Origin of the sequence: Streptomyces sp. NPDC005962, assembly GCF_040629205.1 — a bacterium.
Taxonomy (GTDB): domain Bacteria; phylum Actinomycetota; class Actinomycetes; order Streptomycetales; family Streptomycetaceae; genus Streptomyces.
This window is the reverse complement of sequence record NZ_JBEXVE010000037.1, coordinates 38089-64277: the sequence shown is the minus strand read 5'-3', so window position 1 is coordinate 64277 and position 26189 is coordinate 38089. Positions and strand designations below refer to the sequence as shown.

Sequence of the window (26189 nt, the reverse complement as noted above, 5' to 3'; positions counted from 1 at the left end):
GGCGCCGCGCGGCCGGTCCGTACGCCGTTGTACGGACGGAGTTCCGGGTGTCGGACCGGTGGAAGGGTCAGACCATGAGGGACCGGTCGGTGGGGCGGATCGGGGCGGGCAGGGCGCTGGCCCCGGCCAGGTAGCGGTCCACGCCGCGCGCCGCGGAGCGGCCCTCGGCGATGGCCCAGACGATCAGCGACTGGCCGCGGCCCGCGTCACCGGCGACGTAGACGCCGGTGACGTTGGTGGCGAAGTCGGCGTCGCGGGCGACATTGCCGCGCTCGTCCAGCTCCAGGCCGAACTGCTCGACGAGGCCGTTCGCCCGGTCGGTGCCGGTGAAGCCCATGGCCAGGGTGACCAGCTGGGCCGGGATCTTGCGCTCGGTGCCCGGCTTCTGCTCCAGCTTGCCGTCCTTGAACTCCACCTCGATCAGGTGCAGCCACTGGACGTTGCCGTCCTCGTCGCCCTCGAAGTGGGTGGTGGAGACGGAGTAGACCCGCTCGCCGCCCTCCTCGTGCGCGGAGGTGACCTTGTAGAGCATCGGGAAGGTGGGCCAGGGCTGGCCCGGCGCGCGGTCCTCGCCCGGCTTGGGCATGATCTCCAGCTGGGTGACGGAGGCGGCGCCCTGCCGGTGGGCGGTGCCGACGCAGTCGGCGCCGGTGTCGCCGCCGCCGATCACCACGACGTGCTTGCCCTCGGCGCTGATGGGGGGCGCCGTCAGGTCGCCCTCCTGCACCTTGTTGGCGAGCGGCAGGTACTCCATCGCGAAGTGGATGCCGTTCAGCTCGCGGCCCGGGGCGGGCAGGTCGCGGGAGGTGGTGGCACCGGCCGCGATGACGACCGCGTCGTACCGCTTGCGCAGCTTGGCCGCGTCGATGTCGCGCCCGATCTCGGTCTCGGTGCGGAACTTGGTGCCCTCCGCGCGCATCTGCTCGATGCGGCGGTTGATGTGCCGCTTCTCCATCTTGAACTCGGGGATGCCGTAGCGCAGCAGCCCGCCGATGCGGTCGGCCCGCTCGTAGACAGCCACCGTGTGTCCGGCGCGGGTCAGCTGCTGGGCGGCGGCGAGCCCGGCCGGGCCCGAGCCGATGACGGCGACGGTCTTGCCGCTGAGCCGCTCGGGGGGCTGCGGGGTGACGTCGCCCGAGTCCCACGCCTTGTCGATGATGGTGACCTCGACGTTCTTGATGGTCACCGCGGGCTGGTTGATGCCGAGGACACACGCGGACTCGCACGGGGCGGGGCACAGCCGCCCGGTGAACTCCGGGAAGTTGTTGGTCGCGTGCAGCCGCTCGCTGGCCTCGCGCCAGTCCTGGCGGTAGGCGTAGTCGTTCCACTCGGGGATGAGGTTTCCGAGCGGACAGCCGTTGTGGCAGAACGGGATGCCGCAGTCCATGCACCGGCCGGCCTGCTTGCTGATGATCGGCAGCAGCGAGCCGGGGACGTAGACCTCGTTCCAGTCCTTGACCCGCTCGTCCACCGGACGGGTCTCGGCCACCTCACGGTCGGTGGTCAGGAAGCCCTTGGGGTCAGCCATTGGTCGCCGCCTCCATCATCTTCTCGTGGGTCTCGGACTCGGAGAGTCCGGCTCGCTCGGCGGCGTCCTTGGCGGCGAGCACGGCCTGGTACGTAGCGGGGATGATCTTGCTGAAGCGGGCGAGGGCGCGGTCCCAGTCGTCGAGCAGCGCGGCCGCGACGGTGGAGCCGGTCTCCTCCTGGTGGCGGCGCACGGCGTCGTGCAGCGCCTGCTTGTCGGTGTCGTCCAGCTCACCGACGGCGTCGAGGAGAGCGCCGTTGACGTTGTCCCGGTCGAGGTCGATGACGTACGCGACGCCACCGGACATCCCGGCCGCGAAGTTGCGCCCGGTCGGGCCGAGGACGATGGCCTGGCCGCCGGTCATGTACTCGCAGCCGTGGTCGCCCACGCCCTCGGAGACCACGGTCGCGCCCGAGTTGCGGACGCAGAACCGCTCGCCGACCTTGCCGCGCAGATACATCTCGCCGCCGGTCGCACCGTAGGCGAGGGTGTTGCCCGCGATGGTGGAGTACTCGGCGAGGTGGTCGGCGCCCCGGTCCGGGCGGACGATGACGCGGCCGCCGGAGAGGCCCTTGCCGACGTAGTCGTTGGCGTCGCCCTCCAGCCGCAGCGTGACGCCGCGGGGCGAGAACGCGCCGAAGGACTGACCGGCCGAGCCGGTGAAGGTGATGTCGATGGTGTCGTCGGGCAGGCCCGCGCCGCCGAACTTCCGTGTCACCTCGTGGCCGAGCATCGTGCCGACGGTCCGGTTGATGTTGCGGATCGCGACCTGGGCCCGGACCGGCTGGGCGGCCTCGGCGGAGTCGGCGTTCAGCGCGTCCGCCGCGAGCTTGATCAGCTCGTTGTCCAGGGCCTTCGCCAGACCGTGGTCCTGCTCGATCATCTGGTGGCGGACGGCGCCGTCCGGCAGCTCGGGGACGTAGAGCAGCGGGGCGAGGTCCAGACCCTGCGCCTTCCAGTGCTGCACGGCCTGGCTGGTGTCCAGCAGCTCGGCGCGGCCGATGGCCTCGTCCAGCGTACGGAAGCCCAGCTCGGCGAGGAGTTCGCGGACCTCCTCGGCGATGAACTGGAAGAAGTTGACCACGTACTCGGCCTGGCCGTTGTAGCGCTCGCGCAGCACCGGGTTCTGGGTGGCGATGCCGACCGGGCAGGTGTCCAGGTGGCATACGCGCATCATGACGCAGCCGGAGACGACCAGCGGCGCGGTCGCGAAGCCGAACTCCTCGGCGCCGAGCAGCGCGGCGATCACCACGTCGCGGCCGGTCTTGAGCTGGCCGTCGGTCTGCACGACGATGCGGTCGCGCAACCCGTTGAGCAGCAGCGTCTGCTGGGTCTCGGCGAGGCCCAGCTCCCAGGGGCCGCCCGCGTGCTTGAGCGAGGTGAGCGGCGAGGCGCCGGTGCCGCCGTCGTGGCCGGAGATCAGTACGACATCGGCGTGCGCCTTGGAGACACCCGCGGCGACGGTGCCGACGCCGACCTCGGAGACCAGCTTGACGTGAATACGCGCCTTGGGGTTGGCGTTCTTCAGGTCGTGGATCAGCTGGGCGAGGTCCTCGATGGAGTAGATGTCGTGGTGCGGCGGCGGGGAGATCAGGCCGACGCCGGGCGTCGAGTGCCGGGTCTTGGCCACCCACGGGTACACCTTGTGGCCGGGCAGCTGGCCGCCCTCGCCGGGCTTGGCGCCCTGCGCCATCTTGATCTGGATGTCATCGGAGTTGACCAGGTATTCACTGGTCACGCCGAAGCGGCCGGAGGCGACCTGCTTGATGGAGGAGCGCCGCGCCGGGTCGTGCAGCCGGTCCGAGTCCTCGCCGCCCTCACCGGTGTTGGACTTACCGCCCAGCTGGTTCATGGCGATGGCCAGCGTCTCGTGCGCCTCCTGGGAGATGGAGCCGTACGACATGGCGCCGGTCGAGAACCGCTTGACGATCTCCTCGACCGACTCGACCTCCTCGATCGGGATCGAGGGCCGCTCACCGTCCTTGAAGTTGAACAGGCCGCGCAGCGTCATCAGCCGCTCGGACTGCTCGTTCACCCGCTCGGTGTACTTCTTGAAGATGTCGTAGCGGCGCGCGCGGGTGGAGTGCTGGAGCCGGAAGACCGTCTCCGGGTCGAACAGGTGCGGCTCGCCCTCGCGGCGCCACTGGTACTCGCCGCCGATGTCCAGCGCGCGGTGCGCGGAGGGGATGCCGGTGGCCGGGTACGCCTTGGCGTGCCGGGCGGCGACCTCCTTGGCGACGATGTCCAGGCCCGCGCCACCGATCTTGGTGGTGGTGCCGTGGAAGTAGGAGTCCACGAAGGACTCGTCGAGACCGACGGCCTCGAAGACCTGGGCGCCGCGGTAGGAGGCCACGGTGGAGATGCCCATCTTGGACATCACCTTCAGGACGCCCTTGCCGAGCGCCTTGATCAGGTTCTTGATCGCGGTCTCGCCCTCCATGCCCGGGAGGAACGTTCCGGCCCGGACCAGGTCCTCGACCGACTCCATCGCCAGGTACGGGTTGACGGCCGCGGCGCCGTAGCCGATCAGCAGCGCGACATGGTGCACCTCGCGGACGTCGCCCGCCTCGACCAGCAGCCCCACCTGGGTGCGCTGCTTGGTGCCGATGAGGTGGTGGTGGACGGCGGAGGTGAGCAGCAGGGAGGGGATCGGCGCGTGCTCGGCGTCCGAGTGGCGGTCGGAGAGCACGATCAGCCGGGCGCCGTCCTCGATGGCGGCGTCCGCCTCGGCGCAGATCTCGGCCAGCCGCGCGGCGAGCGCGTCCCCGCCGCCGCCGACCCGGTAGAGACCGGAGAGGTTGGCGGCCTTGAGCCCCGGCATGTCGCCGTCGGCGTTGATGTGGATGAGCTTGGCCAGCTCATCGTTGTCGATCACCGGGAAGGGCAGGCTGACGCTGCGACAGGAGGCCGAGGTCGGCTCCAGCAGGTTGCCCTGCGGGCCCAGCGAGGAGATCAGCGAGGTGACCAGCTCTTCGCGGATCGCGTCCAGCGGCGGGTTCGTGACCTGCGCGAACAGCTGGGTGAAGTAGTCGAACAGCAGCCGCGGCCGCTCGGAGAGCGCGGCGATCGGCGAGTCGGTGCCCATCGAGCCGATCGGCTCGGCGCCGGCCTTGGCCATCGGCGCGAGCAGGACCCGCAGCTCCTCCTCGGTGTAGCCGAAGGTCTGCTGGCGGCGGGTGACCGAGGCGTGGGTGTGCACGATGTGCTCACGCTCGGGCAGGTCCGCCAGGTCGATGAGCCCGGCCTCCAGCCAGTCGCCGTACGGCTGCTCGGTGGCCAGCTCGGCCTTGATCTCGTCGTCCTCGATGATCCGGTGCTCGGCGGTGTCCACCAGGAACATCCGGCCCGGCTGCAGCCGGCCCTTGCGGACCACCCGGGCGGGGTCGATGTCCAGGACGCCGACCTCGGAGGACAGCACGACGAGCCCGTCGTCGGTGACCCAGTAGCGCCCCGGCCGCAGACCGTTGCGGTCCAGCACGGCGCCGACCTGGGTGCCGTCGGTGAAGGTGACACAGGCCGGGCCGTCCCAGGGCTCCATCATCGTGGAGTGGTACTGGTAGAAGGCGCGCCGGGTCGCGTCCATCGAGGGGTGGTTCTCCCACGCCTCGGGGACCATCATCAGCACCGAGTGCGGCAGCGAGCGGCCGCCGAGGTGCAGCAGCTCCAGCACCTCGTCGAAGGTCGCGGAGTCGGAGGCGTCCGGGGTGCAGAGCGGGAAGATCCGGTCCAGCCCCTTCTCCCCGAACAGGTCGCTGACCAGCTGGGATTCGCGTGCCCGCATCCAGTTGCGGTTACCCTTGACCGTGTTGATCTCGCCGTTGTGGGCGACGAAGCGGTACGGGTGGGCCAGCGGCCAGCTCGGGAAGGTGTTCGTGGAGAACCGGGAGTGGACCAGCGAGATCGCGGTGGCGAACCGGCGGTCGGACAGATCCGGGAAGAACGGCTCCAGCTGACCGGTGGTCAGCATGCCCTTGTATACGAGGGTGCGGGAGGACAGCGACGGGAAGTACACACCCGCCTCGCGCTCGGCGCGCTTGCGCAGCACGAACGCCTTGCGGTCCAGGGCCAGGCCGTCGCTGGTGCCGTCCGCGACGAACAGCTGGCGGAAGGCGGGCATGGTGGCGCGGGCGCCGTTGCCCAGCAGCTCGGGCGCGACCGGTACCGCGCGCCAGCCGAGGACGGTCAGTTCCTCCTCGGCGGCGATCCGCTCGATGTGCTCCGCGGCCGCGTCGTCCTCGCTCTCGGGGAGGAACGCGATACCCACGGCGTACGAACCGGCCTCGGGAAGATCGAAGTCGGTCACGTCCCGCAGGAAGGCGTCCGGGACCTGTACGAGGATGCCCGCGCCGTCGCCCGAGTCGGGCTCGGAGCCGGTGGCCCCGCGGTGCTCCAGGTTCCTCAGTACGGTGAGAGCCTGCTCAACGAGCTGGTGGCTGGCCTCGCCGGTGAGGGTCGCCACGAAGCCGACGCCACAGGCGTCGTGCTCATTGCGCGGGTCGTACATCCCCTGGCGGGCGGGGTGGGATGCGGAACGCATCGGCTCTCCCGTCGTCGTCATGGCATTTTGCGTGTGCCGAGGGACGACGTTGGCCCTCCGCGAGAATTTCGTGCAGGTTACATGATGAGGTGGTTCTCGGGAAGTGGATATTCCGTTTCACCATGCGGACACCCCTGCACGGGGTGATGTCGGGCGATGGGGACGGATCGGCCACCGTCGCCCCGGCGCGAAGCGGGCTACATTGCCCGAGCGCTTCGGCTTTATGCCCGCTGTAAACGGATCGAAACCGCCGAGTAACAGCGTAGTTATGCGGTTACTCGCATGGGAGGGCGCACGAGAGGCCGTGGGGAGAAGCCGTAGGAGAGGTCAGCCTACGGCCGTACCGAAGAAGACGCCCAGGGCGTAGGTCACACCCGCCGCCGCACCACCCAGCGCGAGCTGCCGCAGTCCGCTGTACCACCAGGACCGGGCCGTCACCCGGGCCACCACCGCACCGCAGGCGAACAGCCCCACCAGCGCCAGCAGCACCGCCGGCCACATGGCCACCGCGCCCAGCAGATACGGCAGCACCGGCAGCAGCGCGCCCAGGGCGAACGAACCGAACGAGGACACCGCGGCGACCAGCGGCGACGGCAGATCGTCCGGGTCCACGCCCAGCTCCTCGCGGGCGTGTATCTCCAGCGCCTGCTCCGGGTCCTTCGACAGCTGCGCGGCCACCTCGCGGGCCAGCGCCGGCTTCACGCCCCGCGACTCGTACAGCGCGGCCAGCTCCGCCATCTCGTCCGCCGGATGCTTGCGCAGCTCACGCCGCTCGACCTCCAGCTCGGCCTCGACCAGCTCGCGCTGGGAGGCGACGGAGGTGTACTCACCGGCCGCCATCGAGAACGCACCGGCGGCGAGCCCCGCCAGCCCGGTGATCACGATGGTCTGCCGGTCCACGGCCCCGCCCGCGACGCCGGTCATCAGCGCGAGGTTGGAGACCAGCCCGTCCATGGCCCCGAAGACGGCCGGACGCAGCCAGCCGCCGTTCACATCGCGGTGGGTGTGGTTGTCGCGGTGTGCGATATGCGGTGACTCGATGGTGTCGATGACGGACATGTGTCTACGTGCTCCCTTCGCGGGCGCGGACCTGCCGCCCGCACCCCAATGACTCGAAGGTAGACACGCGATCCCCTGTCCCGCCAGCAAGGAAGGCCGAACTTACCCGCCTGACCTGCGGAAACGTAAAGAGGCCGCCGAAACTCGATGGTTCCGGCGGCCTCTTCGGTCGTATGCGTCAGGGTTTCTTGGTCGCCTCCGGCTCGGCGGAAGCCTTCGCCTTCGGCTCGTCCCCGCCGGCCTCGCCGACCTCGGCCTCGGCCTCGCTGTCGGCCTCGTTCTCACTTTCGGCCGCCGCCACCGCGGGGCCGTCCTCCGCCGCCGGGCCGTCCTCCACCGGTACCGGCTCGACGACCTCTTCCCGGCCCGGGGCCTTCTTCGCGGAGATCACCAGGTACGCCACCGCCGCCAGGAAGACGACGATCGACGTCCAGCCGTTGAGCCGCAGCCCCAGGAAGTGGTGGGCGTCGTCCACCCGAAGGTATTCGGTCCAGAAGCGCCCGACGGTGTAGGCAGCCACGTAGAGGGCGAACGCCCGGCCATGGCCCAGCTTGAAGCGGCGGTCCGCCCACATCACCAGCAGCGCCACGCCGACGCACCACAGCGACTCGTACAGGAACGTCGGGTGGTACGTACCGGCGACGCGCCCGATGTCCGGGTCGGCGTCGATCTTCAGCGCCCACGGCAGCGTGGTCGGCTTGCCGTACAGCTCCTGGTTGAACCAGTTGCCCCAGCGGCCGATCGCCTGGGCGAAGGCGATACCGGGCGCGATCGCGTCCGCGTACGCCGGGAGCGGGATTCCCCGGCGGCGGCAGCCGATCCAGGCACCCACCGCGCCGAGCGCGATGGCCCCCCAGATCCCCAGGCCGCCCTGCCAGATCTTGAAGGCGTCGACCCAGTTCTGGCCGTCGGTGAAGTACAGCTCGTAGTCGGTGATGACGTGGTAGAGCCGACCTCCCACCAGGCCGAAGGGCACCGCCCACACGGCGATGTCGGCAACGGTGCCGACCTGGCCGCCGCGGGCGACCCAGCGCCGCCCGCCGAGCCAGACGGCCACGAAGACGCCGATGATGATGCAGAACGCGTAGCCGCGCAACGGGATCGGACCGAGGTAGATCACGCCGGAGGACGGGCTGGGAATGTAAGCGAGTTCCATGACAGGGTCGACGCTACCGTGCCGGGCGGTGGATGCGGCAACTGCCCGGCACAACGTGTGGATAACGGGTCTCAGCCCCTCGCCGCCGCCGCGACCAGTCGCTTCAGCTTGTTGTTCGACAGTGGCGTCTTCGGACCGTAAATCGACTTCCCGTCGAGCAGCACGGTCGGCGTCGAGGCGAAACCGGATCGGTTGAAGTCGGCGTGGGACTTCCTGACCCAGCCGTCGTGCCGGCCGTCCTCGACGCACTTACGGAACGCCGCCGTGTTCAGCCCGGGGACCTTGTCCGCCAGCCGGATCAGCCGGGCGTTCTTCGCGTAGGCGTCCCGGGTCTCCTCCGGCTGGTTCCGGAAGAGCACGTCGTGGTAGGCGCGGAACTTCCCCGCGTCCTGGGCGCAGGCGGCCGCGTTCCCCGCGCGCACCGAACCGGTGCCGCCCAGATTGCCGTCGATGATGGCGACGACGTGGTATTCCACCCGCATCCGGCCGCGGTCCTCCAGCTGGTTCACGGTCCGGTGGAAGACGTCCTCGAACTGCTTGCAGCCGGGGCAGCGGAAGTCCTCGTAGACGGTCAGCGTGGCCGGGGCGCCGCGCTTCCCGGCCGGAACGACCAGGTCGCCCTTCCCCGTCGCGCCGCGCGGCGGCTCGGCGGAGCTGCCCGACTTGCCCGAGTCCTGATTGGCCTTGGTCGCGAACACGCCCACGCCGCCGGCCACCGCGAGAACGGCGACCACCGCCCCGACCACGCCCAGCGTCCGCTTCCGCTTGCCGCGCGCCATGTCCTTCTCGCGCTGTTCCCGCAGTCGCTCCCGGGCGCTGCGCTTTCCCTCACGGTTTTTCTGGCTCACGCCCTCGCATAACGACGCGGAGGGGCACCGCTCAGCCCCTCCGCTCCGTATTCCCTCTAACGAGCTAACGAGCGACCTGGAAGGCGACCTAGGAGGCGACCTGACGCGCGCCCCGGATGCCCTCCACCAGCTCGCCCGCGAGCCGGCGCACGCCCTCCAGCCCGGCCTCCGGGCTCTCGGCGTCCAGCAGCCGCTTCACAAAGGCCGACCCCACGATGACGCCGTCCGCGAACTGGGCGACCTCGGCCGCCTGCACCGCGTTCGACACCCCAAGCCCCACGCACACCGGCAGGGTGGTGGTCGCACGGGTGCGCGTGACCAGCTCGCGCGCCTCCTGTCCCACCGATTCCCTCGTTCCGGTGACGCCCATCAGCGACGCGGCGTAGACGAAACCGCTGCCCGCCGCCGTGATCTTCGCCAGCCGCTCGTCCCGGCTGCTCGGCGCGACGACGAAGACCGTCGCCAGCCCGTGCTGCTCGGCGGCCTTCCGCCACACCGCGGACTCCTCGACCGGCAGGTCCGGCAGGATGCACCCGGCGCCCCCGGCCTCGGCCAGCTCCGCGGCGAACCGCTCGACGCCGTACCGGTCGACGGGGTTCCAGTAGGTCATGCACAGGATCGGCGCACCGGTGGCCGCGTGCACCTCGCCGACCGTACGGATCACATCGCGAATCCGGACCCCGCCCCGCAGGGCGATGTCGTCCGCGGTCTGGATCACCGGCCCGTCCAGCACCGGGTCGCTGTGCGGCAGCCCGACCTCGACGACGTCACAGCCGCCCTCGATCATGGCCGTCATCGCCGCCACGCCGCCGTCCACGGACGGGAAACCGGCGGGCAGATATCCGACGAGCGCGGAGCGCCCCTCGTCCTTGGCCTTGGCCAGTACGGACCCCAGCAGCTCCAGATTCCCGGCCATCACTTGGCTCCCTCGTCGTACAGCCCGAAATACCGCGCCGCGGTGTCCATGTCCTTGTCACCGCGCCCGGACAGATTCACCACGATCAGTCCGTCGGTGCCCAGCTCCCGCCCGAGGTCCAGCGCCCCGGCCAGCGCGTGCGCGCTCTCGATCGCCGGGATGATCCCCTCGGTCTGCGACAGCAGCCGCAGCGCCCGCATCGCCTCGTCGTCCGTGACGGCCCGGTACTCGGCCCGCCCGACGTCCTTCAGATACGCGTGCTCCGGCCCGACGCCGGGGTAGTCCAGCCCGGCCGAGATCGAGTACGGCTCGGTGATCTGTCCTTCGTCGTCCTGCAGCACGTACGAGCGCGACCCGTGCAGAATCCCGGGCTCGCCGTGGCTCAGCGTCGCGGCGTGCTCGCCGGTCTCCACACCGTGCCCGGCGGGCTCGAACCCGACGAGCCGTACGGCCTCGTCCCCCAGGAACGCGTGGAACAGCCCGATCGCGTTGGACCCGCCGCCCACGCACGCCGCCACCGCGTCCGGCAGCCGCCCGGTCCGCTCCAGGATCTGCCGCCGCGCCTCCACGCCGATCACCCGGTGGAAGTCCCGCACCAGCGCCGGGAACGGATGCGGCCCGGCCACCGTGCCGAACAGATAGTGGGTGCGGTCCACATTGGCGACCCAGTCGCGGAACGCCTCGTTGATGGCGTCCTTCAGCGTCCGGCTGCCGGACTTCACGGCGATGACCTCGGCGCCCAGCATCCGCATCCGCGCCACGTTGAGCGCCTGCCGCTCGGTGTCGATCTCGCCCATGTAGATCGTGCACTCAAGGCCGAACAGGGCGCACGCGGTCGCCGTGGCCACTCCGTGCTGGCCCGCGCCGGTCTCGGCGATGACCCGGGTCTTGCCCATGCGCTTGGTGAGCAGGGCCTGCCCCAGCACGTTGTTGATCTTGTGCGAGCCGGTGTGGTTCAGGTCCTCCCGCTTCAGGAAGACCCGCGCACCCCCGGCGTGCTCGGCGAACCGCGGCACCTCGGTCAGGGCGCTGGGCCGCCCCGTGTAGTTGACCAGCAGATCCTCGAGCTCGGCGGCGAAGGCCGGGTCGGTCTTCGCCTTCTCGTACTCCGCGGCGACCTCATCGACCGCGGCGACGAGCGCCTCGGGGATGAACTTGCCGCCGAACGCACCGAAATACCCCTCGGTACTGGGGACCTGACCCTCAGGGTCCGGAATGAAGAAATCAGAGGACATCAGACGTACTCCGCGAAGTCTTGATGAACGGAACGCACCACCGGCCGGTGGCCGCCGACGAGACGGGTGGGGACTTCGCCCGGTCAGCGCATGCGACAACGCACGGTCGGCGCGGCGAGGACACACGGTCGGCGCGACGACACACGCACGGTCAGCGCACGCGGCGCGCCCGGCGACACCCCACCGTCAACGCCATCGGCGCCCGTTGACCTGCCCCGGCTCGCATCCGATGTGGTAACGCACGCGACGCCCGCGCACCCGCCGGGCGGGTGCGCGGCAGCCCCGGGGGCGGCACCCCCGCGCCAGGCGCGCGTACACGTCCATGGTCCGCTCAGTCCCGCCCGTGCCGCAGCGCCGGATGGGCACCGGCCGCCACCAGATCGGCGACCGCGCCCTTCGGGTCGCGCCCCGTCACCAGGGACTCGCCCACGAGCACCGCGTCCGCGCCTTCGTTCGCGTAGGCGATCAGGTCATGCGGTCCGCGCACACCCGATTCCGCGATCTTGACGATGTGGTCCGGGATCTCCGGCGCGACCCGCGCGAAGTTCCCCCGGTCCACTTCGAGGGTCTTGAGGTTCCGCGCGTTGACGCCGATCAGCCGCGCTCCGGCGGCCACGGCCCGCTCGGCCTCCTCCTCGTCGTGCACCTCGATCAGCGGGGTCAGCCCGATCGACTCGGCCCGCTCGATCAGCGAGACCAGCGCCTCCTGGGGCAGCGCGGCGACGATCAGCAGCACCACGTCGGCGCCGTACGCCCGCGCCTCCCACAGCTGGTAGGAGGTGACGATGAAGTCCTTGCGCAGCACCGGGATGTCGACCTTGGCCCGGACGGCCTCCAGGTCGGCCAGCGATCCGCCGAAGCGCCGCTGCTCGGTGAGCACGCTGATGACGGACGCGCCGCCCGCCTCGTAGTCGGCGGCGAGCGCGGCCGGGTCGGCGATCGCGGCGAGCGCGCCCTTGGACGGGCTGGACCGCTTGACCTCGCAGATCACCTTGACGCTGTCGCCCTTGAGCGCCGCCACCCCGTCCTTCGCCGGCTGGGCCTTGGCCGCCCGCTCCTTGAGCTCGTCGAGGGTGACGCGCGCCTGCCGCTCCGCGAGGTCGGCACGGACACCCTCGATGATCTCGTCGAGCACACTCACGCGAGCGGCCCCCTTCCGGGACGGGGATGGAGCTTCTGGTCGAATGCGATGGTAGCTGTCAAAGGACCGAGGTCCCGCATCCGGTTGACGCCGCGTCCCACCACGTGGTCGTACACAACGTCATAGTCAACAACGATCAGGGTGCCAGTAGTCCCCCGAAGGGGAAATTCCGGATGACGGTGAAAGCAAGAACGGCACCCCCGATCACCCAGCCGTGCCATGGCTGCCACGCCTGCCATGCCCGCCATGCCGGTCTCCGCCGATCGGGCCACCGCGGCCCCGGACCGGGCCACCGCCACCCCAGAGCCCGGACGCACCACACCGCCCACACCACGCAGAACACACCGCCGCCCGCCACGACCAGCGCGTTGTCCCCCAGCGCCCGCAGCAGCTCGCCGTGGGCCAGCTCATGGGCGCTGCGCAGCCCGCCGCACCCCGGGCAGTACAGCCCGGTCAGCCGGAACAGCGGGCAGACGGGGTAGTGGCCGGGCTGATGGGGATCGACGGCGCCGACGTACCCGAAGGCCGCGACGACGCCGAGGAGCACGCTCACGGGAGCGAGGAGCCGACGCGCGGCAGGAGACGGGGCCACATCGCCGAGTCTCCCCGGGAAACCACGAAGGCGCGGCTCAGGGCCGTGCCCGCGGACCCGTACGGGTCATCGGCACCGGCCCCGCGCCGCGCCCCGGCTCACTCCTGGGTCTGGATCTGCTTCTCCCCCACCATCCGCAGCGGCTTCGCCTTCGGGGCGCCGAGCCCGGCCGCGCGCATGCCCAGGGTGACGAAGCCACCGAGGCCGGCGATGACCATGCCCGCCCAGAAGCCGAGCGGGTTCGCCAGGACGGTGAACGCTCCGGCGACGCAGCTGCCGATGACGACGATGACGACACCGGTCCAGGCGGCCGGAGTGTGCCCGTGGGCGTTGGACATGAATTCTCCTCGTAGCTCTACACAGCGCCTGGTGCGGGCGCGCGGGGCGAAGCTCCCCCGCCATTGTCCCCGATGCCGGACGCGCCCTTGAGCGGGGGTGCCTGCCCCGGCGTCTGTCCGGCATTCACCCCGTGTCCTACCGCGAAACCGTCGGGTCCTCGCCGCGGTCCAGGGCCTTCCACAGCTCCTCGGGGCGGTCCGGGTCGGGCGCCGCGGGGGTGCGGCGCGCGGCGCTCCGGCCCTCGGCACCGGGGCGCTCGTACCGGCCGGACATGGCGGGCCAGTGGCGCCCGTACGCCAGCGCGAGCACGCCCGCGAGCAGCAGCAGCACACCGCCCACCAGGGCGACCCATGGCCAGGGGGTGTACGACACGTCGTGGATGGCGCTGCCCGCCACGCCGGTCACCTTGGACGCCTTCTCCTTGAGCGCCGCCTTGTCGGTGGCCCCGAGGGCGGCGCTGACGGCGATGCCCGTACCGCTGAGGGCGAGCAGCAGGGAGACGACGACGCGGCCGACTCGGCGTACGGCGAAGACGGCCACGAGCGCGGCCAGGCCGACGACGGCCAGCGCGCCGGGCAGCCCGGTGATGTCGTCGCCGTTGGCGCTCTGCGACAGGGAGCCCTGGGCGACGCTGGCCGTGCCCTCGGCCCATTTGCGGCTGGTGGCGAGGAGGACGAGCGCCGCGCCGAGCGCACCGCACAGCAGCGCGACGGCGAGGCTGCCGCGTGCCGCTCGGCGGCCGCGCGCGGCGGGGGCTGCGGGGGCGGAGGGCTCGTTCTCGGCCCGGGGCGGGGGTACGGCTGCTGCACTCACGCCTACCACTATCCCCCACGCCGAACACACGCCCGCCCGAGGGCCGCGCGGGAACCCCGCTCCGCCCCGCTAGCGCTTCAGCCGGTTCGCCGAGTGCACCGCGCGCAGCACCGCCGCCGCCTTGTTGCGGCACTCCGCGTCCTCGGCGACCGGATCGGAGTCGGCGACGACACCGGCCCCGGCCTGGACGTAGGCCGTGCCCTCGCGCAGCAGCGCGGTGCGGATGGCGATGGCGGTGTCGGAGTCGCCCGCGAAGTCGAGGTAGCCGACGCAGCCGCCGTACAGCCCTCGGCGGCTCGGCTCCAGCTCCTCGATGATCTGCAGCGCGCGCGGCTTGGGGGCGCCGGAGAGGGTCCCGGCGGGGAAGCAGGCGGTGAGGACGTCGAAGGCGGTACGCCCCTCCGCGAGCTTCCCGGTGACGGTGGAGACGATGTGCATGACATGGCTGTAGCGCTCGACCGACATGAAGTCGACCACCTCGACGCTGCCGGGCTCGCACACCCGCCCCAGGTCGTTGCGGCCGAGGTCGACGAGCATCAGGTGTTCGGCCCGCTCCTTGGGGTCGGCCATCAGCTCCTCGGCGAGGGCGTTGTCCTCCTGCGGGGTGGCGCCGCGGGGCCGGGTCCCGGCGATGGGGTGCACCATCGCGCCGCCGTCCTCGACCTTGACCAGCGCCTCGGGGCTGGAGCCCACCACGTCGAAGCCCTCGAAGCGGAAGAGATACATATAGGGGCTGGGGTTGGTGGCCCGCAGGACCCGGTAGACGTCGAGCGCGCTGGCCGAGCAGGGCGTCTCGAAGCGCTGCGAGGGGACGACCTGGAAGGCCTCGCCCGCGCGGATGCGCTCCTTGATGTCGTCGACGGCCGTCTTGAAGTCCGGGCCGCCCCACAGCGCGGTGTACTCGGGCACTTCGGAGGGCGGCAGGGCGGTGGGGTCGGTGGGCACGGGGCGTTCGAGGTCGGCGGCCATCGCGTCGAGCCGGGCCACGGCGTCCGCGTACGCCTCGTCCACGCCGGTGTCGAGGTCGTTGTGGTTGATCGCGTTGGCGATCAGCAGGACGGTGCCGTCCCAGTGGTCGAGGACGGCGAGATCCGAGGTGAGCAGCATGGTCAGCTCGGGGAGCCGCAGATCGTCCCGCGTGTGCTCGCCGACCTTCTCCAGGCGGCGGACGACGTCGTAGCCGAGGTAGCCGACCATGCCGCCGGTGAAGGGCGGCAGCTGGGCGAGGCCGCTCAGGTCACGCGGGGTGTGCAGGGTTTCGACCGTGGCGCGCAGGGCGGCGAGCGGGTCCCCCTCGGTGGGGACGCCGACGGGCGGGGTGCCCAGCCAGTGGGTGCGGCCGTCGCGCTCGGTGAGGGTCGCGGCGCTGCGGACGCCGACGAAGGAGTAGCGGGACCAGGAGCGGCCGTTCTCGGCGGATTCCAGCAGGAACGTGCCGGGGCGCTCGGCGGCGAGTTTGCGGTAGAGGCCCACCGGAGTGTCGCCGTCCGCGAGCAGCTTGCGCGTGACGGGGATGACACGGCGGTCGGCCGCCAGCTTGCGGAAGGTGTCGAGGTCCATCGTGGCAGCGTCCTGGGTCATGGCGGGGAGCCTAGTGGGCGATCTTGCGCGAAGGTCTGGTCGAAGCTCTAGTTCAAAGCTCTGGTGAAAGCCCTAGTCGGCGGGCTGGTCGTGCAGGGGGAGGACGTCGGCGTCGAAGCAGGTGCGGTCGCCGGTGTGGCAGGCGGCACCGGTCTGGTCGACCCGGACGAGCACGGTGTCGCCGTCGCAGTCGAGCGCGACGGACTTGACCTGCTGGATGTGGCCCGAAGTGTCCCCCTTGACCCAGTACTCCCGGCGGCTGCGGCTCCAGTAGGTGCAGCGGCCGGTGGTGAGGGTGCGGTGCAGCGCCTCGTCGTCCATCCAGCCGAGCATCAGCACCTCGCCGGTGTCGTACTGCTGGGCGATGGCGGGGACGAGGCCGTCGGCACCGCGCTTGAGGCGGGCGGCGATGGCCGGGTCGAGGGCGGAGGGGCGTTCGGAGCCGGTCATGCGACCATTCTGCACGCCCCGCCGAGTGATCCTCCCGCCTGCTGAAATGGCCGGGCCCGATGGTCGGGGGACGGGGGCGATGGGGCATGCTTCGGGCATGACGTTTCCGCCGCCGTCGCATGACCCCAACCGGCCTGGAAACGGCGGGGGGTTTGGTCCGCCGCCGCAGCCGCAGCAGGAACCACAGCAGTCACCGCAGGAGCCGCGGCAGCAGCCGCCGCGACCGCCACAGTCGCCGCCGCCGCAGGGGGGCTTCGGGCCACCGATCGATCCGGCTCTGGCCCCGGCTCCGATGGGCCGGCCCGGTCCGCCCGCGCCGCACGGCGGCTTCGGACCGCCCCCGCCTCCCCCGCCGCCCCCGCGCCGTAACCGGACCGCGGGGCTCGTGACCGGTGTGGTGGTGGGCCTGGCGGTGGTCGCCGGTGTGGCTTTCCTCGGCTCGCAGGATGACGACGGTGGCGGCGACAGCGACGGCAAGGCGGCCGGTGCCCCCAGCGCCTCGGACCGCCCCCTCTCGTCGCCCTCGGGCGCGGCGTCCGCCCCGGCGGGCAAGGAGGACCCGGGCGAGGGCGCGCCGCTGGGCGGCGGGGACGACCAGTCGTCCGCCCCGTCCCCCGACTCCTCCGGGCCCGGCAAGATGCCGTACGCCGTGCTCAAGCCGGGCACCTGCTTCGACCACCCGGCGATGGACAGCAGCGTGACGAAGATCGAGAAGCGCTCGTGCGACAGCGCGCACGACGGCGAGATCATCACCAACGAGACGCTGACCGGGAAGTTCTCCTCCGAGAAGGCGATCCAGCGCAAGTCGCTCTCGCTGTGCGCGACGGACGCCGAGAAGCGGCTGGAGAGCGTCCCGAACGATGGCCGGGTGTACTACTACTACGCGCTCTACCCGGCCCTGGGCACCTATACGGAGCACGGCAAGGACCGGGTCTCGTGCGCGCTGACGGTGAGCACGGGCAAGGACGGCGCCAAGATGCGCGAGCCCATACCGGAGTAGGGCCCGTCGTCCGGATCAGGCCGGATACCGCATCCCGCGGCGCACTTCTCATGGCGGGCGGCGGGCGTCGGCCGTAGGGTGGGCGGTATGTCCACTCACGCGAAGCGCGAACGCCTGCTCCTCGCCGATCTCTTGGAGAACGCGGGCCCCGACGCCCCGACGCTGTGCGAGGGCTGGACCACCCGTGATCTGGCGGCCCACCTCGTGGTGCGCGAGCGCCGCGCCGACGCGGCCGGGGGCCTGGTGATCAAGCCGCTGGCCCAGCGGCTGACCCGGGTGCAGGCCGAGTTCACCGCGAAGCCGTACGAGGAGCTGGTGCAGCTCTTCCGCACCGGCCCGCCGCGGATGTCGCCGTTCGCGATGAAGCAGGTGGACGAGGCGGCCAACACGGTCGAGTTCTACGTCCACGCCGAGGACGTCCGCCGCGCCCGGCCGGACTGGACGCCGCGCGAGGTCGACCCGGTCTTCGCGGACGCGCTGTGGTCCCGTACCGAGCGGGTCGCAAAGGTGTTCGGTCGCAAGTCGCCGGTCGGCCTGGTGCTGCGCCGCCCCGACGGGCGTACGGCGGTCGGCCACCGCGGCGTCCCGGTGGTGACGGTCACCGGGGAGCCGGGCGAGCTGGCGCTGTTCCTGTACGGGCGGCAGAAGGCGGCCCGGGTCGAACTGGACGGCGACAAGGAAGCGGTGGCCACGGCGCTGGACGCCAAGCTCGGCGTCTGAGCCCCGGGCGCCGGGCCGTGGGCCCGGCGCACCGTCATCACGTGGTGCTGCCGAGGTTGAGCGTGACGACGCCGCCGATCACCAGAGCCACGCCCAGCGCCTTCGCCGCGGTCAGCGGTTCGCCCAGGAAGAGCAGGCCGATGACCACGATGAGGGCCGTGCCTACGCCCGACCAGAGGGCGTAGCCCACGCCGACCTGCATCCCGTCGTGGATCGCCCGTGCCAGCAGGAAGCACGCCACCGCGTACGAGGCGAGGCAGGCCAGGGCGGGTCCGGGGCGGGAGAAGCCCGCGGTGGATTTGAGGAGGCTGGTGCCGATCAATTCGGCGGTGATGGCGGCCAGAAGGAGGAGGTAGGCCATGCGGACAGTCTCCGAGCGGTGAGAAGTTCACGTCAAACCTGTCCGCAGGGGCCTGAGCCCCCCGAAATGTGTCGCTCGCCATTGCCCGGCCGACCAAGCCCCGCGTAGCGTCGCGATACGTGCGTACGCCCCTCCCTCCGCTGCCCGGACTGCTGGCCTACGAGGCGACCGCCCGGCTCGGCAGCATCGCGGCGGCCGCCGATGAGCTGGGCCTGTCGGCTTCGGCGGTCAGCCAGCGCATCCGGGTCCTGGAGACGCGTCTGGGGATCGCCCTGTTCGAGCGCCAGGCGCGCAGCATCCGGCTGACGCCGATGGGCCAGGCGTATCTGCCCACCGTCCGGGGCGCGTTCGACGATCTGTCGGCGGGCACCACCGGGCTGTTCGGCCCGGCGGCCGGGCGCGGACGGCTGACCGTGCGGGTGCAGGTGTCGTACGCCATGACCTGGCTGATGCCCCGCCTCCAGGACTTCCACGACGACTACCCGCACATCGATCTGCGGGTGGTGACCGCGATCTGGGCCAACGAGGTCCCGCCGCACGAGGTGGACCTGGAGATCCGTCACGGCAACGGCCGCTGGGCCGGTTTCACCGCCGATCTGCTGCACGAGGACCAGGCCGCGGTGGTCGGCTCCCCCGCCCATCTGGAGGCGTACGGTCCGCTGACCGGGCCCGCCGACCTGGAGCACCGGCCGCGTGTGCACGTCATCGGCTACGACGACCTCTGGCAGCGGCTGTTCCCGCACACGCCGCCGCCTTCGCGCGGCGCGGAGTCGACGATCACGCTCGACACCACCGTGGCCGCGGCCGAGTTCGCCGCCTCCGGTCTGCACTGCGCCCTGGTCCCCGAACGCTTCGCCCGCGCCGCCGTGCGCGAGGGGCGACTCGTGGTGCTCCACGACCGTCTGGTGCCGCTGCGTCAGGCGCACTATCTGCTGCGGCGCGAGGGGGAGGCCCATATGACCCCGGAGGGGCGCACGTTCGTCCAGTGGCTGATCCGCCAGGACATCGAGGACCCACCGCTCCAGCCGGGCGGCTAGTACGTTCTAGAGCGCCGGACCCGGGACCGGGCCCGTCGTGGCGCGCTCCACCAGGTGGGGCGCGAAGACGCTCTCGGCCGCCTCCCGGCCCGCGACGAGGTCCAGCGCCCCGCTCACCGCGGCCTCCGCGAGCCGGGGCGCGTCCTGCGACACCGTGGTCATCCGCACATGCGGGAACTTGGCCAGCCGCGAGTCGTCGTACCCGACCACCGAGATCTCCCCGGGAACCGCGCGGCCCTCCCGCCCGAGGACGTCCAGCACGCCCGTGGCGCAGCGGTCGTTGAAGGCGACGACGGCGGTGGGCGGGGTCTCGCGGGCCAGCAGATAGCGCATGCCGTCCGCCCCCGCGGTCTCGGTGAGCCCGCCGGTCAGCACCTCGGCCGAGTCCTGGAGCCCGTGCCGCCCCATGGCCTCCAGGAAGCCGAGCCGCCGGTCGGAGCTGCCGGGCGCCCCGGCCCCGTCGATGTGCGCGATGTGCCGGTGGCCGAGGGCGGCGAGGTGGTCGACGGCGAGCGCGACCCCCGCGTGGTCGTCGCCGCGTACGACGCCCACGCCCGGTACGTCGGTGTGGCGGGCGACCAGCAGCGTCGGCAGCCGACGGGCCAACCGGGTCAGCTCGTCCGCGCCGAGGCGGCTGCCCAGCAGGACGGCCGCCTCGCAGCGCTCCCGCAGCAGGGCGCCCACCGCGGTGGCCTCCTCGCGGCTGGGCGCCACGGCGCTGAGCATCACGTCGTAGCCGCGCCGGGCGGCGGCGGCGTAGATCTGTTCCACGAGGTCGCCGTGGAAGGGCTGCTGGAGTTCGAAGGTGACGCCGAGCAGCCGTGAACTGCTCTGCCGCAGTTTGCGGGCGCGCTGGTCGGGGACGTACCCCATCTCGTCGGCGATCTTCAGGACGCGTTTGCGGGTGGCGTCGCTGGCTCCCGGTACGCCGCGCATCACGATCGAGACCAGCGCGGTGGAGATACCGGCGGCCCGTGCGACATCGGCCATGGTCGGCCGCGCGCCGCCCGCCTCCTCGGTCACTCCCGTCACTCCCGCTCTGCCGATACGCCGCCCTGGCCGCTGCCCTGGTCAGGGCCCTGGCCGCTGCGGCGGCCGACCCGCGTCCGAGCATATCGATCTCTTGACCGGCTCCCCGTTCTCGCTCTACGGTCCTGGCGGAACTAGAACGTACTAGTTCCTTCACGGTACAAGGCTCCGGCTCCAGGGGAGATACGCATATGACCGTCACCGACACCGTGCGGCTGGCCACGATCGGCGCGGGCCGCATCGGCGGCAACCACGCCGAGATCGTGGCCCGGCACATACCCGGCGCCGCCCTGGCCGCCGTCGCCGATCCGGTGCCCGGCGCCGCGGAGCGCCTCGCGGCCTCCCTCGGCGCCCCGTACGCCACCACCGACCCCGCCGCCGTCCTCGGCCGGGACGACATCGACGGCGTACTGATCACCGCCCCCGCCCGGGCCCACACCGACCTGGTCGTGGCGGCGGCCGCCGCCGGAAAGCACGTCTTCGTCGAGAAGCCGATGGCGGTGACCCTGGCGGACGCCGACCGCGCCATCGCCGCCGCGCGCGACGCCGGAGTCGTCCTTCAGGTGGGGTTCAACCGCCGGTTCGCCCCCGGCTTCGCCGCCGCCCGCGCCGCGGTCGACGACGGCCGGACCGGCACCCCGCAGCTGCTGCGCTCCCTCACCCGCGACCCGGGCCCGTTCACCGCCGACCCGGCCCGTATCCCGCGGTGGACGATCTTCCTCGAAACCCTCATCCACGACTTCGACACCCTGTGCTGGCTCAACCCCGCCGCCGCCCCGGTCCGCGTCCACGCCACCGCCGACGCCCTGATCCGCCCCGACGCCAGGGCCTCCGGACACCTCGACACCGCCGTCGTCACGATCCGCTTCGACAACGGCGCCATCGCCACCGCCGAGGCGTCCTTCTCCGCCCTGTACGGCTACGACGTACGCGCCGAGGTCTTCGGCTCGGGCGGCATGGCCACCGCCGGAAGCGGCCGCGCGACCGACATGACGTACTACGGCCCCGACGGCGTCCACGCCGACACCGCCCGCCGCGACACCGACCTGCTGCGCACGGCCTACACCGCCGAACTGGCCGCCTTCACCGACGCGATCCGCCACGGCACGCCCCCGTCCGTCACCGGTCACGACGCCCGCCGCGCCCTGTCCATCGCGCTGGCCGCCATCCGCAGCGTCGAGACCGCCGCCCCCGTCGACCTCGCCGAGGTGACCGCATGAGCGACACGAGCCCCTTCACCCTCGCCGCCAGCGCTGAAATGCTCTACCTCGACCTGCCGTTCACCGAACGGGTCCGCCGCGTCGCCGACCAGGGATTCCAGGTCGAGATCTGGGACTGGTCCACCAAGGACATCGACGCCCTCACCGCCACCGGCGCCACCTTCTCCTCCATGACCGGCTACCTGACCGGCGACCTCACCTCGCCCGACGGCATCGACGCCCTGCTCACCTCGGCCCGCGCCTCCCTCACCGTGGCCGACCGCCTGAACTGCCCCCGCCTCAACCTCCACGGCACCGGCCTGAACCCCCAGGGCCTCCCCGTACACCCCATCTCCCGGACCACCCCCGCGATGTGGCTGACCGCCGCCGACACCCTGCGCCGCATCGCCGCCCTGGGCGAGGAAGCGAACCGCGTCTTCACCTTCGAAAACCTCAACCTCGCCGTCGACCACCCGGGCACCCCTTTCGCCCGCGCCGCCGACACCCTCGCCCTGGTCCGCGCCGTCGACAGCCCGCATCTGCGGATGAACCTGGACCTCTACCACGCCCAGATCGGCGAGGGAAACCTCATCGAACTCCTCGGCCAGGCCCTCCCGTACATCGGTGAGATCCAGGTGGCCGACGTCCCCGGCCGCTGCGAACCGGGCACCGGCGAAATCCACTACCCCGCCATCGCCACCGCCCTCCAAGACCTCGGCTACACCGGCGTGGTAGCCCTCGAATCCTGGGCCCGCCACCACCCCGACACCGCCCTCGCCGCCTTCCGCGCCGCTTTCACGCCGGTCCGGCCGGAGCAGGTGAGACCATAAGCCTCCGCCACGGCAATGAGGAGCGACAGACCGATGGGAAAACGGCACGCTTACCGCACCACCGTCCGCTGGACCGGCAACACCGGGGCCGGTACCGGCAGTGGCTACCGGGGCTACGGGCGGGCGCACGATGTCGTCGCCGAGGGCAAGCCGACGCTCCTGGGCAGCGCCGATCCGGCGTTCCTCGGCGATCCGGAGCGCTGGAACCCGGAGGAGTTCCTCCTCGCCTCGCTCGCGCAGTGCCACATGCTGTCGTACCTGTCCGTCTGCGCACGCGACGGCGTGACGGTGACAGCGTATGAGGATGTGGCCACCGGGGTCATGGAGACGGCCGGGTACAGCGGGCGGTTCACCGAGGTGACCCTCTATCCCGTGGTCACCGTCGCGGACGCGGCGATGGTGGAGCGGGCGCGCTCGGCGCATCACGACGCGCATCAGACATGCTTCATCGCCAACTCGGTCAACTTCCCCGTCCGTCACGAGCCGACGGTCAGCGTCGGGTAGTCGGTGTAACCGGTCTCGCCGCCCACGTACATCAGGTAGCGGTCGCGCACCGGGTTGAGGGGGGCGCCGGTGCGGAGGCGGTGGACGAGGTCGGGGTTGGCCAGGAAGGGGCGGCCCAGGGCGATCAGGTCGGCGCCCTCGGCCAGGAGGCGTGTCGCCTGGCGGAGGCCGCCGTCGGCGGGGATCTGGTCCACCGGCAGCACCGGGTTGGCGATCAGGGTGGTGGGCCAGGCCTTGCGGATGGTCTGGAAGACGGGCCGGCCGGGGTCGGCGAATCCGATGTGCAGATACGCGAGGCCGAGGTCGGCCAGGGCCTCGGTGAGGGCGGGGTAGAGGGCCTCGGTGTCGTCCTCCTGGATGCCGTTGACGGTGTGGCCGGGAGAGACCCGCAGGCCCACCCGCTCCGGGCCGATCGCCTCGGCCACGGCTTGGGCGGTCTCGACCACGAACCGGATGCGGCGGCTCACCGGGCCGCCGTAGCCGTCGGTGCGGCGGTTGGTGTTCGCGGCCAGGAACTGGTGGAGGAGGTGGCCGTTGGCGGAGTGCACCTCGACTCCGGCGAAGCCCGCGTCGATGGCGTTGCGGGCGGCGGCGGCGAAGTCGGCGATGGTGGAGCGGATGTCGTCGGGGGTCATCTCGCATGGTACGACCGCCTGCTGATGGCCGCTCGGAGTGAAGATCGTCTCGGGGAGCGGTATCGGGGAGGGGGCGAGCGGGGTGAGTCCGCTGGTGTCGGGGTGGCCGACCCGGCCGCCGTGCTGGATCTGGAGGAACATCGGGCGGCCGCCCGCGGCGCGGACCGCGTCGGTGACGCGCCGCCAGCCGGTCACTTGGGCGTCGTCGTGGATCGCGGTGATGTTCGGGTACGTCTGCCCGACGGCGTTGGGAGTGGAGGCCTCGGCGATGATCAGTCCGGCGGAGGCGCGCTGGGCGTAGTAGGTGGCCATGATCGGCAGCGGTACGCCGTCGGCGGCGGCGCGGTTACGGGTCAGCGGCGCCATGACCAGGCGGTTGGGCAGGTCGAGGGGGCCGAGGCGGGCCGGTTCGAACAGGGAGGATGTCGCTGATGTGTTCGGCATGCCGGTACCGTAGAAGTTCTCATTGGTGTCAGATTCAAGTCGGAACCGGCGTACGGGGTGAGGCATGCGGATCGGCGAACTGGCTCGGCGTACCGGCGTCAGCGAGCGCTCGCTGCGCTATTACGAGAAGCAGGGCCTGATGAGCGCCGAGCGCACCCCGGGCGGTCATCGCGAGTACGCCGAGGGCGCGGTGGACCGGGTCATCCGCATCCAGGAGCTGTTCGCCGCGGGGCTGTGCAGCGAGAAGATCGTCCAGCTCCTCCCCTGCATGCGGGACACGGACGGCGGGCCGTCCCGGGTCGCCACCGGACGGCTGGTCGCCGACCTCACCGTGGAGCGGGAGCGCATCAACCGGATGATCGCCGATCTGCTCCGCTCCCGCGAGGTTCTGGACGAGGTGATCGACGCGGCGGCGTCGGACCCGGCCGGATAACGGGGCACGCTCCCGGCCCGACGACCCGTGTGGCCCAGGTCACGGGAACCGCGCACCGCGTGCGGAGAGGCACGGGTGTGAGGTGTAAACGACATGACTGAGGGCCTTCGCGAGCGGATACGGGCCGGGGATCGCGAGGCCTTCGCGGAGTTGTACGCGGAGCACGCGCGGAGCGTCTACAACCATGCCTTCCGGCTGACCGGTGACTGGTCGGTGGCGGAGGAGGTGATGGGGGACACGTTCCTCGACGCCTGGCGGGGGCGGGGGCAACTGGAGCCGGGGGACGGCTCGTTGAAGCCGTGGCTGCTGGGCGTGGCGACGAACAAGGCGCGCAACGCCAAGCGGGGCATCGGGCGGCGGCTGGCGTTTCTGGCCCGGCGTCCCGCGCCCGACCCGGTGGCGGACTTCGCGGAGGAGGCCGCGGGCCGGATCGACGACGCCCGCCAACTGGCCGCCGTACGGGAGGTGTACGGCCGTCTGCGGCGCGCGGAGCAGGAGGTGCTGGCGCTGTGCGTGTGGTCGGGGCTGGACTACGCGCAGGCGGCCGAGGCGATGGGCATCCCGGTGGGGACGGTGCGTTCACGGCTGTCGCGGGCCCGCACCCGGCTGCGCAAGCTCGCCGAACAGCGGCTCGCGGAAGACAAGAAGGAACCGCCGCACCGTCGCGGAGAGGTACAGCGTGAGGCCGCGTTCGCGGCCCTGCCCTTTCAGGAGTATCAGGAGGAAACCCGATGAACGCCGTCGGCTCCGGGTCCGCCCGGCCCGAGCGTGAGGACGCCGCGTGCGAGGAGTTCGCCGGGCTGCTTCCTTCCGTCCCGGCCGAACGGGACGTGCCCTCCGCTCCGTACCTTCACCACAAGGACCGTTTGATGCAGCTGATCGATGATGACCACCAGAAGAACGCTGCCGCCGCCCCGAAGGCCCGGCAGCGGCTGCTGCGCCCGGCGGTGCTGATGCCCGCCGCGGGGCTGGCGCTGGCCGGGGCGCTGGCCGTCACCTTCACCGGGGGCGGCGGTGCGTCCGGCGACGCCACCGCCAGGCCCCGCGAGACCGCCACCGTCCTGCTCGACCGGCTCGCGGGGACCGCGGCGAAGTCGGACGTCCAGCCGGTGCGCCAGGATCAGTTCGCCTACGTCAAAAGCGTCGGGGCGGGGGCCGAGATGAAGGAGAACGGAGCCTCCAAGCTGGACCCGAAGAGCGAGCGCGAGGCCTGGAGGTCGCAGCAGGTGAAGCGGATCAACAAGACCGGCGAGATTCACGATGACGAGGGCTACTCCTCGATGTACGAACTGGGAGGGTCTCCAGCGGGCATCGGCCGCCCCACGTACCAGTGGCTGGCGGCCCTGCCGACCGACCCGGACGTCCTGCTCAAGGAGCTGTACCGGATGACCGAAGCGGAAGACGGCCAGGAGAAGGCGCAGGCCGTCTTCGAGCAGATCGGCCGGTTCCTGGGCGACGTGATGCCGCCGGAGAACGCCGCCGCGCTGTACAAGGCCGTCGCGAAGATCCCCGGAGTGACGCGGCACGAGGACGCGGTGGACGCGGCGGGCCGCCACGGGTTCGGCATCGTCCGCGTCGACAAGCGGACGTGGGTCGCGAACGAGTGGATCTTCGACCGGGACAGCCTCGCCTACCTCGGTGAGCGCGAATACCGGACGAAGGACTTCGTGGCGGGCAAGAAGGGGGACGTCCTGTCGGAGTACGCCCTTCTGAAGCACGGGATCGTCGACCACTACCGCGAGCGGCCCGCCACCAAGTGAGCAGAGGCCACCAAGTGAGCGGAGCATGAAGCGGGGGATCAC

Annotated in this window: 25 protein-coding genes; 9 read left to right on the top strand and 16 right to left on the bottom strand. The window is 71.6% G+C overall.

The annotated features are described in order from the left end of the window. Window positions 1–67: 67 nt before the first annotated feature. The 13 genes from ABZ370_RS38530 to hisI all read right to left on the bottom strand — a co-directional run bounded on the left by ABZ370_RS38530 (window position 68) and on the right by hisI (window position 16195). Window positions 68–1528 (bottom strand): glutamate synthase subunit beta, encoded by a 1461-nt coding sequence (locus ABZ370_RS38530; RefSeq protein WP_358631337.1) that lies wholly within the window; start codon window positions 1526–1528, stop codon window positions 68–70. Then, the gene (gltB, locus tag ABZ370_RS38525) at window positions 1521–6065 is read right to left on the bottom strand and encodes a glutamate synthase large subunit (RefSeq protein WP_358631421.1); all 4545 of its coding nucleotides are present in this window, start codon (window positions 6063–6065) and stop codon (window positions 1521–1523) included. Before gltB ends, ABZ370_RS38530 begins: the two co-directional genes overlap by 8 nt. A gap of 327 nt (window positions 6066–6392) precedes the next feature. Continuing rightward, window positions 6393–7124, bottom strand: a complete 732-nt coding sequence (locus ABZ370_RS38520; RefSeq protein ID WP_358631335.1) for a VIT1/CCC1 transporter family protein — start codon at window positions 7122–7124, stop codon at window positions 6393–6395. Window positions 7125–7302: 178 nt separating this feature from the next. Next, window positions 7303–8280, bottom strand: a complete 978-nt coding sequence (gene lgt, locus ABZ370_RS38515) for a prolipoprotein diacylglyceryl transferase (protein ID WP_358631332.1) — start codon at window positions 8278–8280, stop codon at window positions 7303–7305. Between the two features lie 71 nt (window positions 8281–8351). Further along, window positions 8352–9128 carry a thioredoxin domain-containing protein gene (locus ABZ370_RS38510; protein WP_358631329.1) on the bottom strand — a complete coding sequence of 259 codons (777 nt, stop codon included), beginning with the start codon at window positions 9126–9128 and terminating at the stop codon, window positions 8352–8354. A gap of 88 nt (window positions 9129–9216) precedes the next feature. Further along, window positions 9217–10044, bottom strand: coding sequence for a tryptophan synthase subunit alpha (trpA, locus tag ABZ370_RS38505; protein ID WP_358631326.1), 828 nt, complete (start codon window positions 10042–10044; stop codon window positions 9217–9219). Beyond that, window positions 10044–11279: a tryptophan synthase subunit beta gene (gene trpB / locus ABZ370_RS38500; protein WP_358631323.1), complete on the bottom strand. Its 1236-nt coding sequence runs from the start codon at window positions 11277–11279 to the stop codon at window positions 10044–10046. Before trpB ends, trpA begins: the two co-directional genes overlap by 1 nt. Window positions 11280–11610: 331 nt before the next feature. After that, the gene (trpC, locus tag ABZ370_RS38495; RefSeq protein ID WP_358631320.1) at window positions 11611–12420 is read right to left on the bottom strand and encodes an indole-3-glycerol phosphate synthase TrpC; all 810 of its coding nucleotides are present in this window, start codon (window positions 12418–12420) and stop codon (window positions 11611–11613) included. Window positions 12421–12556: 136 nt separating this feature from the next. Beyond that, window positions 12557–13012: a DUF2752 domain-containing protein gene (locus ABZ370_RS38490; protein WP_358631317.1), complete on the bottom strand. Its 456-nt coding sequence runs from the start codon at window positions 13010–13012 to the stop codon at window positions 12557–12559. A gap of 98 nt (window positions 13013–13110) precedes the next feature. After that, entirely contained in the window at window positions 13111–13350 is a 240-nt protein-coding gene (locus ABZ370_RS38485; protein WP_358631315.1) for an HGxxPAAW family protein, read from the bottom strand. A 136-nt stretch (window positions 13351–13486) separates the two neighbouring features. Next, on the bottom strand, window positions 13487–14164 hold the full coding sequence (locus ABZ370_RS38480) for a TIGR02234 family membrane protein (RefSeq protein ID WP_358631313.1): 678 nt from the start codon (window positions 14162–14164) through the stop codon (window positions 13487–13489). A 69-nt stretch (window positions 14165–14233) separates the two neighbouring features. Next, window positions 14234–15745: an anthranilate synthase component I gene (locus ABZ370_RS38475; protein WP_358631310.1), complete on the bottom strand. Its 1512-nt coding sequence runs from the start codon at window positions 15743–15745 to the stop codon at window positions 14234–14236. 72 nt (window positions 15746–15817) lie between these two features. Next, complete coding sequence (hisI, locus tag ABZ370_RS38470) at window positions 15818–16195, bottom strand: phosphoribosyl-AMP cyclohydrolase (protein ID WP_358631307.1); 378 nt, start codon at window positions 16193–16195, stop codon at window positions 15818–15820. A 385-nt stretch (window positions 16196–16580) separates the two neighbouring features. On the opposite strand from hisI, the gene ABZ370_RS38465 reads away from it, so the two are divergent. Further along, window positions 16581–17195: a hypothetical protein gene (locus ABZ370_RS38465; RefSeq protein ID WP_358631304.1), complete on the top strand. Its 615-nt coding sequence runs from the start codon at window positions 16581–16583 to the stop codon at window positions 17193–17195. A gap of 87 nt (window positions 17196–17282) precedes the next feature. After that, window positions 17283–17915: a TIGR03085 family metal-binding protein gene (locus tag ABZ370_RS38460; RefSeq protein ID WP_358631301.1), complete on the top strand. Its 633-nt coding sequence runs from the start codon at window positions 17283–17285 to the stop codon at window positions 17913–17915. Between the two features lie 37 nt (window positions 17916–17952). Here the strand turns inward: ABZ370_RS38460 and ABZ370_RS38455 are convergent, their stop codons facing one another. Then, window positions 17953–18276 (bottom strand): multidrug efflux SMR transporter, encoded by a 324-nt coding sequence (locus ABZ370_RS38455; RefSeq protein ID WP_358631298.1) that lies wholly within the window; start codon window positions 18274–18276, stop codon window positions 17953–17955. Window positions 18277–18395: 119 nt separating this feature from the next. Here ABZ370_RS38455 and ABZ370_RS38450 point away from each other — a divergent pair, with 119 nt between their 5' ends. Beyond that, a complete protein-coding gene (locus tag ABZ370_RS38450) occupies window positions 18396–19313 on the top strand; it encodes a LysR substrate-binding domain-containing protein (RefSeq protein WP_358631295.1) in 918 nt (305 codons plus the stop codon). 6 nt (window positions 19314–19319) lie between these two features. Here ABZ370_RS38450 and ABZ370_RS38445 read toward each other — a convergent pair whose 3' ends face one another. Further along, window positions 19320–20336, bottom strand: a complete 1017-nt coding sequence (locus ABZ370_RS38445; RefSeq protein WP_358631292.1) for a LacI family DNA-binding transcriptional regulator — start codon at window positions 20334–20336, stop codon at window positions 19320–19322. A gap of 197 nt (window positions 20337–20533) precedes the next feature. On the opposite strand from ABZ370_RS38445, the gene ABZ370_RS38440 reads away from it, so the two are divergent. The 3 genes from ABZ370_RS38440 to ABZ370_RS38430 are packed head-to-tail and all read left to right on the top strand — an operon-like array spanning window position 20534 to window position 22875. Continuing rightward, the gene (locus ABZ370_RS38440; RefSeq protein WP_358631289.1) at window positions 20534–21562 is read left to right on the top strand and encodes a Gfo/Idh/MocA family oxidoreductase; all 1029 of its coding nucleotides are present in this window, start codon (window positions 20534–20536) and stop codon (window positions 21560–21562) included. Beyond that, window positions 21559–22371, top strand: coding sequence for a TIM barrel protein (locus tag ABZ370_RS38435; protein WP_358631286.1), 813 nt, complete (start codon window positions 21559–21561; stop codon window positions 22369–22371). Before ABZ370_RS38440 ends, ABZ370_RS38435 begins: the two co-directional genes overlap by 4 nt. Before the next feature lie 33 nt (window positions 22372–22404). After that, window positions 22405–22875: an OsmC family protein gene (locus tag ABZ370_RS38430; RefSeq protein WP_358631283.1), complete on the top strand. Its 471-nt coding sequence runs from the start codon at window positions 22405–22407 to the stop codon at window positions 22873–22875. Here ABZ370_RS38430 and ABZ370_RS38425 read toward each other — a convergent pair. Continuing rightward, on the bottom strand, window positions 22848–23954 hold the full coding sequence (locus ABZ370_RS38425; RefSeq protein ID WP_358631280.1) for an alkene reductase: 1107 nt from the start codon (window positions 23952–23954) through the stop codon (window positions 22848–22850). The two genes, ABZ370_RS38430 and ABZ370_RS38425, sit on opposite strands and share 28 nt — an antisense overlap. Before the next feature lie 64 nt (window positions 23955–24018). Here ABZ370_RS38425 and ABZ370_RS38420 point away from each other — a divergent pair, with 64 nt between their 5' ends. The 3 genes from ABZ370_RS38420 to ABZ370_RS38410 all read left to right on the top strand — a co-directional run bounded on the left by ABZ370_RS38420 (window position 24019) and on the right by ABZ370_RS38410 (window position 26147). After that, on the top strand, window positions 24019–24387 hold the full coding sequence (locus ABZ370_RS38420) for a MerR family transcriptional regulator (RefSeq protein WP_358631277.1): 369 nt from the start codon (window positions 24019–24021) through the stop codon (window positions 24385–24387). Window positions 24388–24480: 93 nt separating this feature from the next. Next, the gene (locus tag ABZ370_RS38415) at window positions 24481–25122 is read left to right on the top strand and encodes an RNA polymerase sigma factor (RefSeq protein ID WP_358631274.1); all 642 of its coding nucleotides are present in this window, start codon (window positions 24481–24483) and stop codon (window positions 25120–25122) included. Then, window positions 25119–26147, top strand: a complete 1029-nt coding sequence (locus tag ABZ370_RS38410; protein WP_358631271.1) for a CU044_5270 family protein — start codon at window positions 25119–25121, stop codon at window positions 26145–26147. Before ABZ370_RS38415 ends, ABZ370_RS38410 begins: the two co-directional genes overlap by 4 nt. Window positions 26148–26189: the final 42 nt, after the last annotated feature.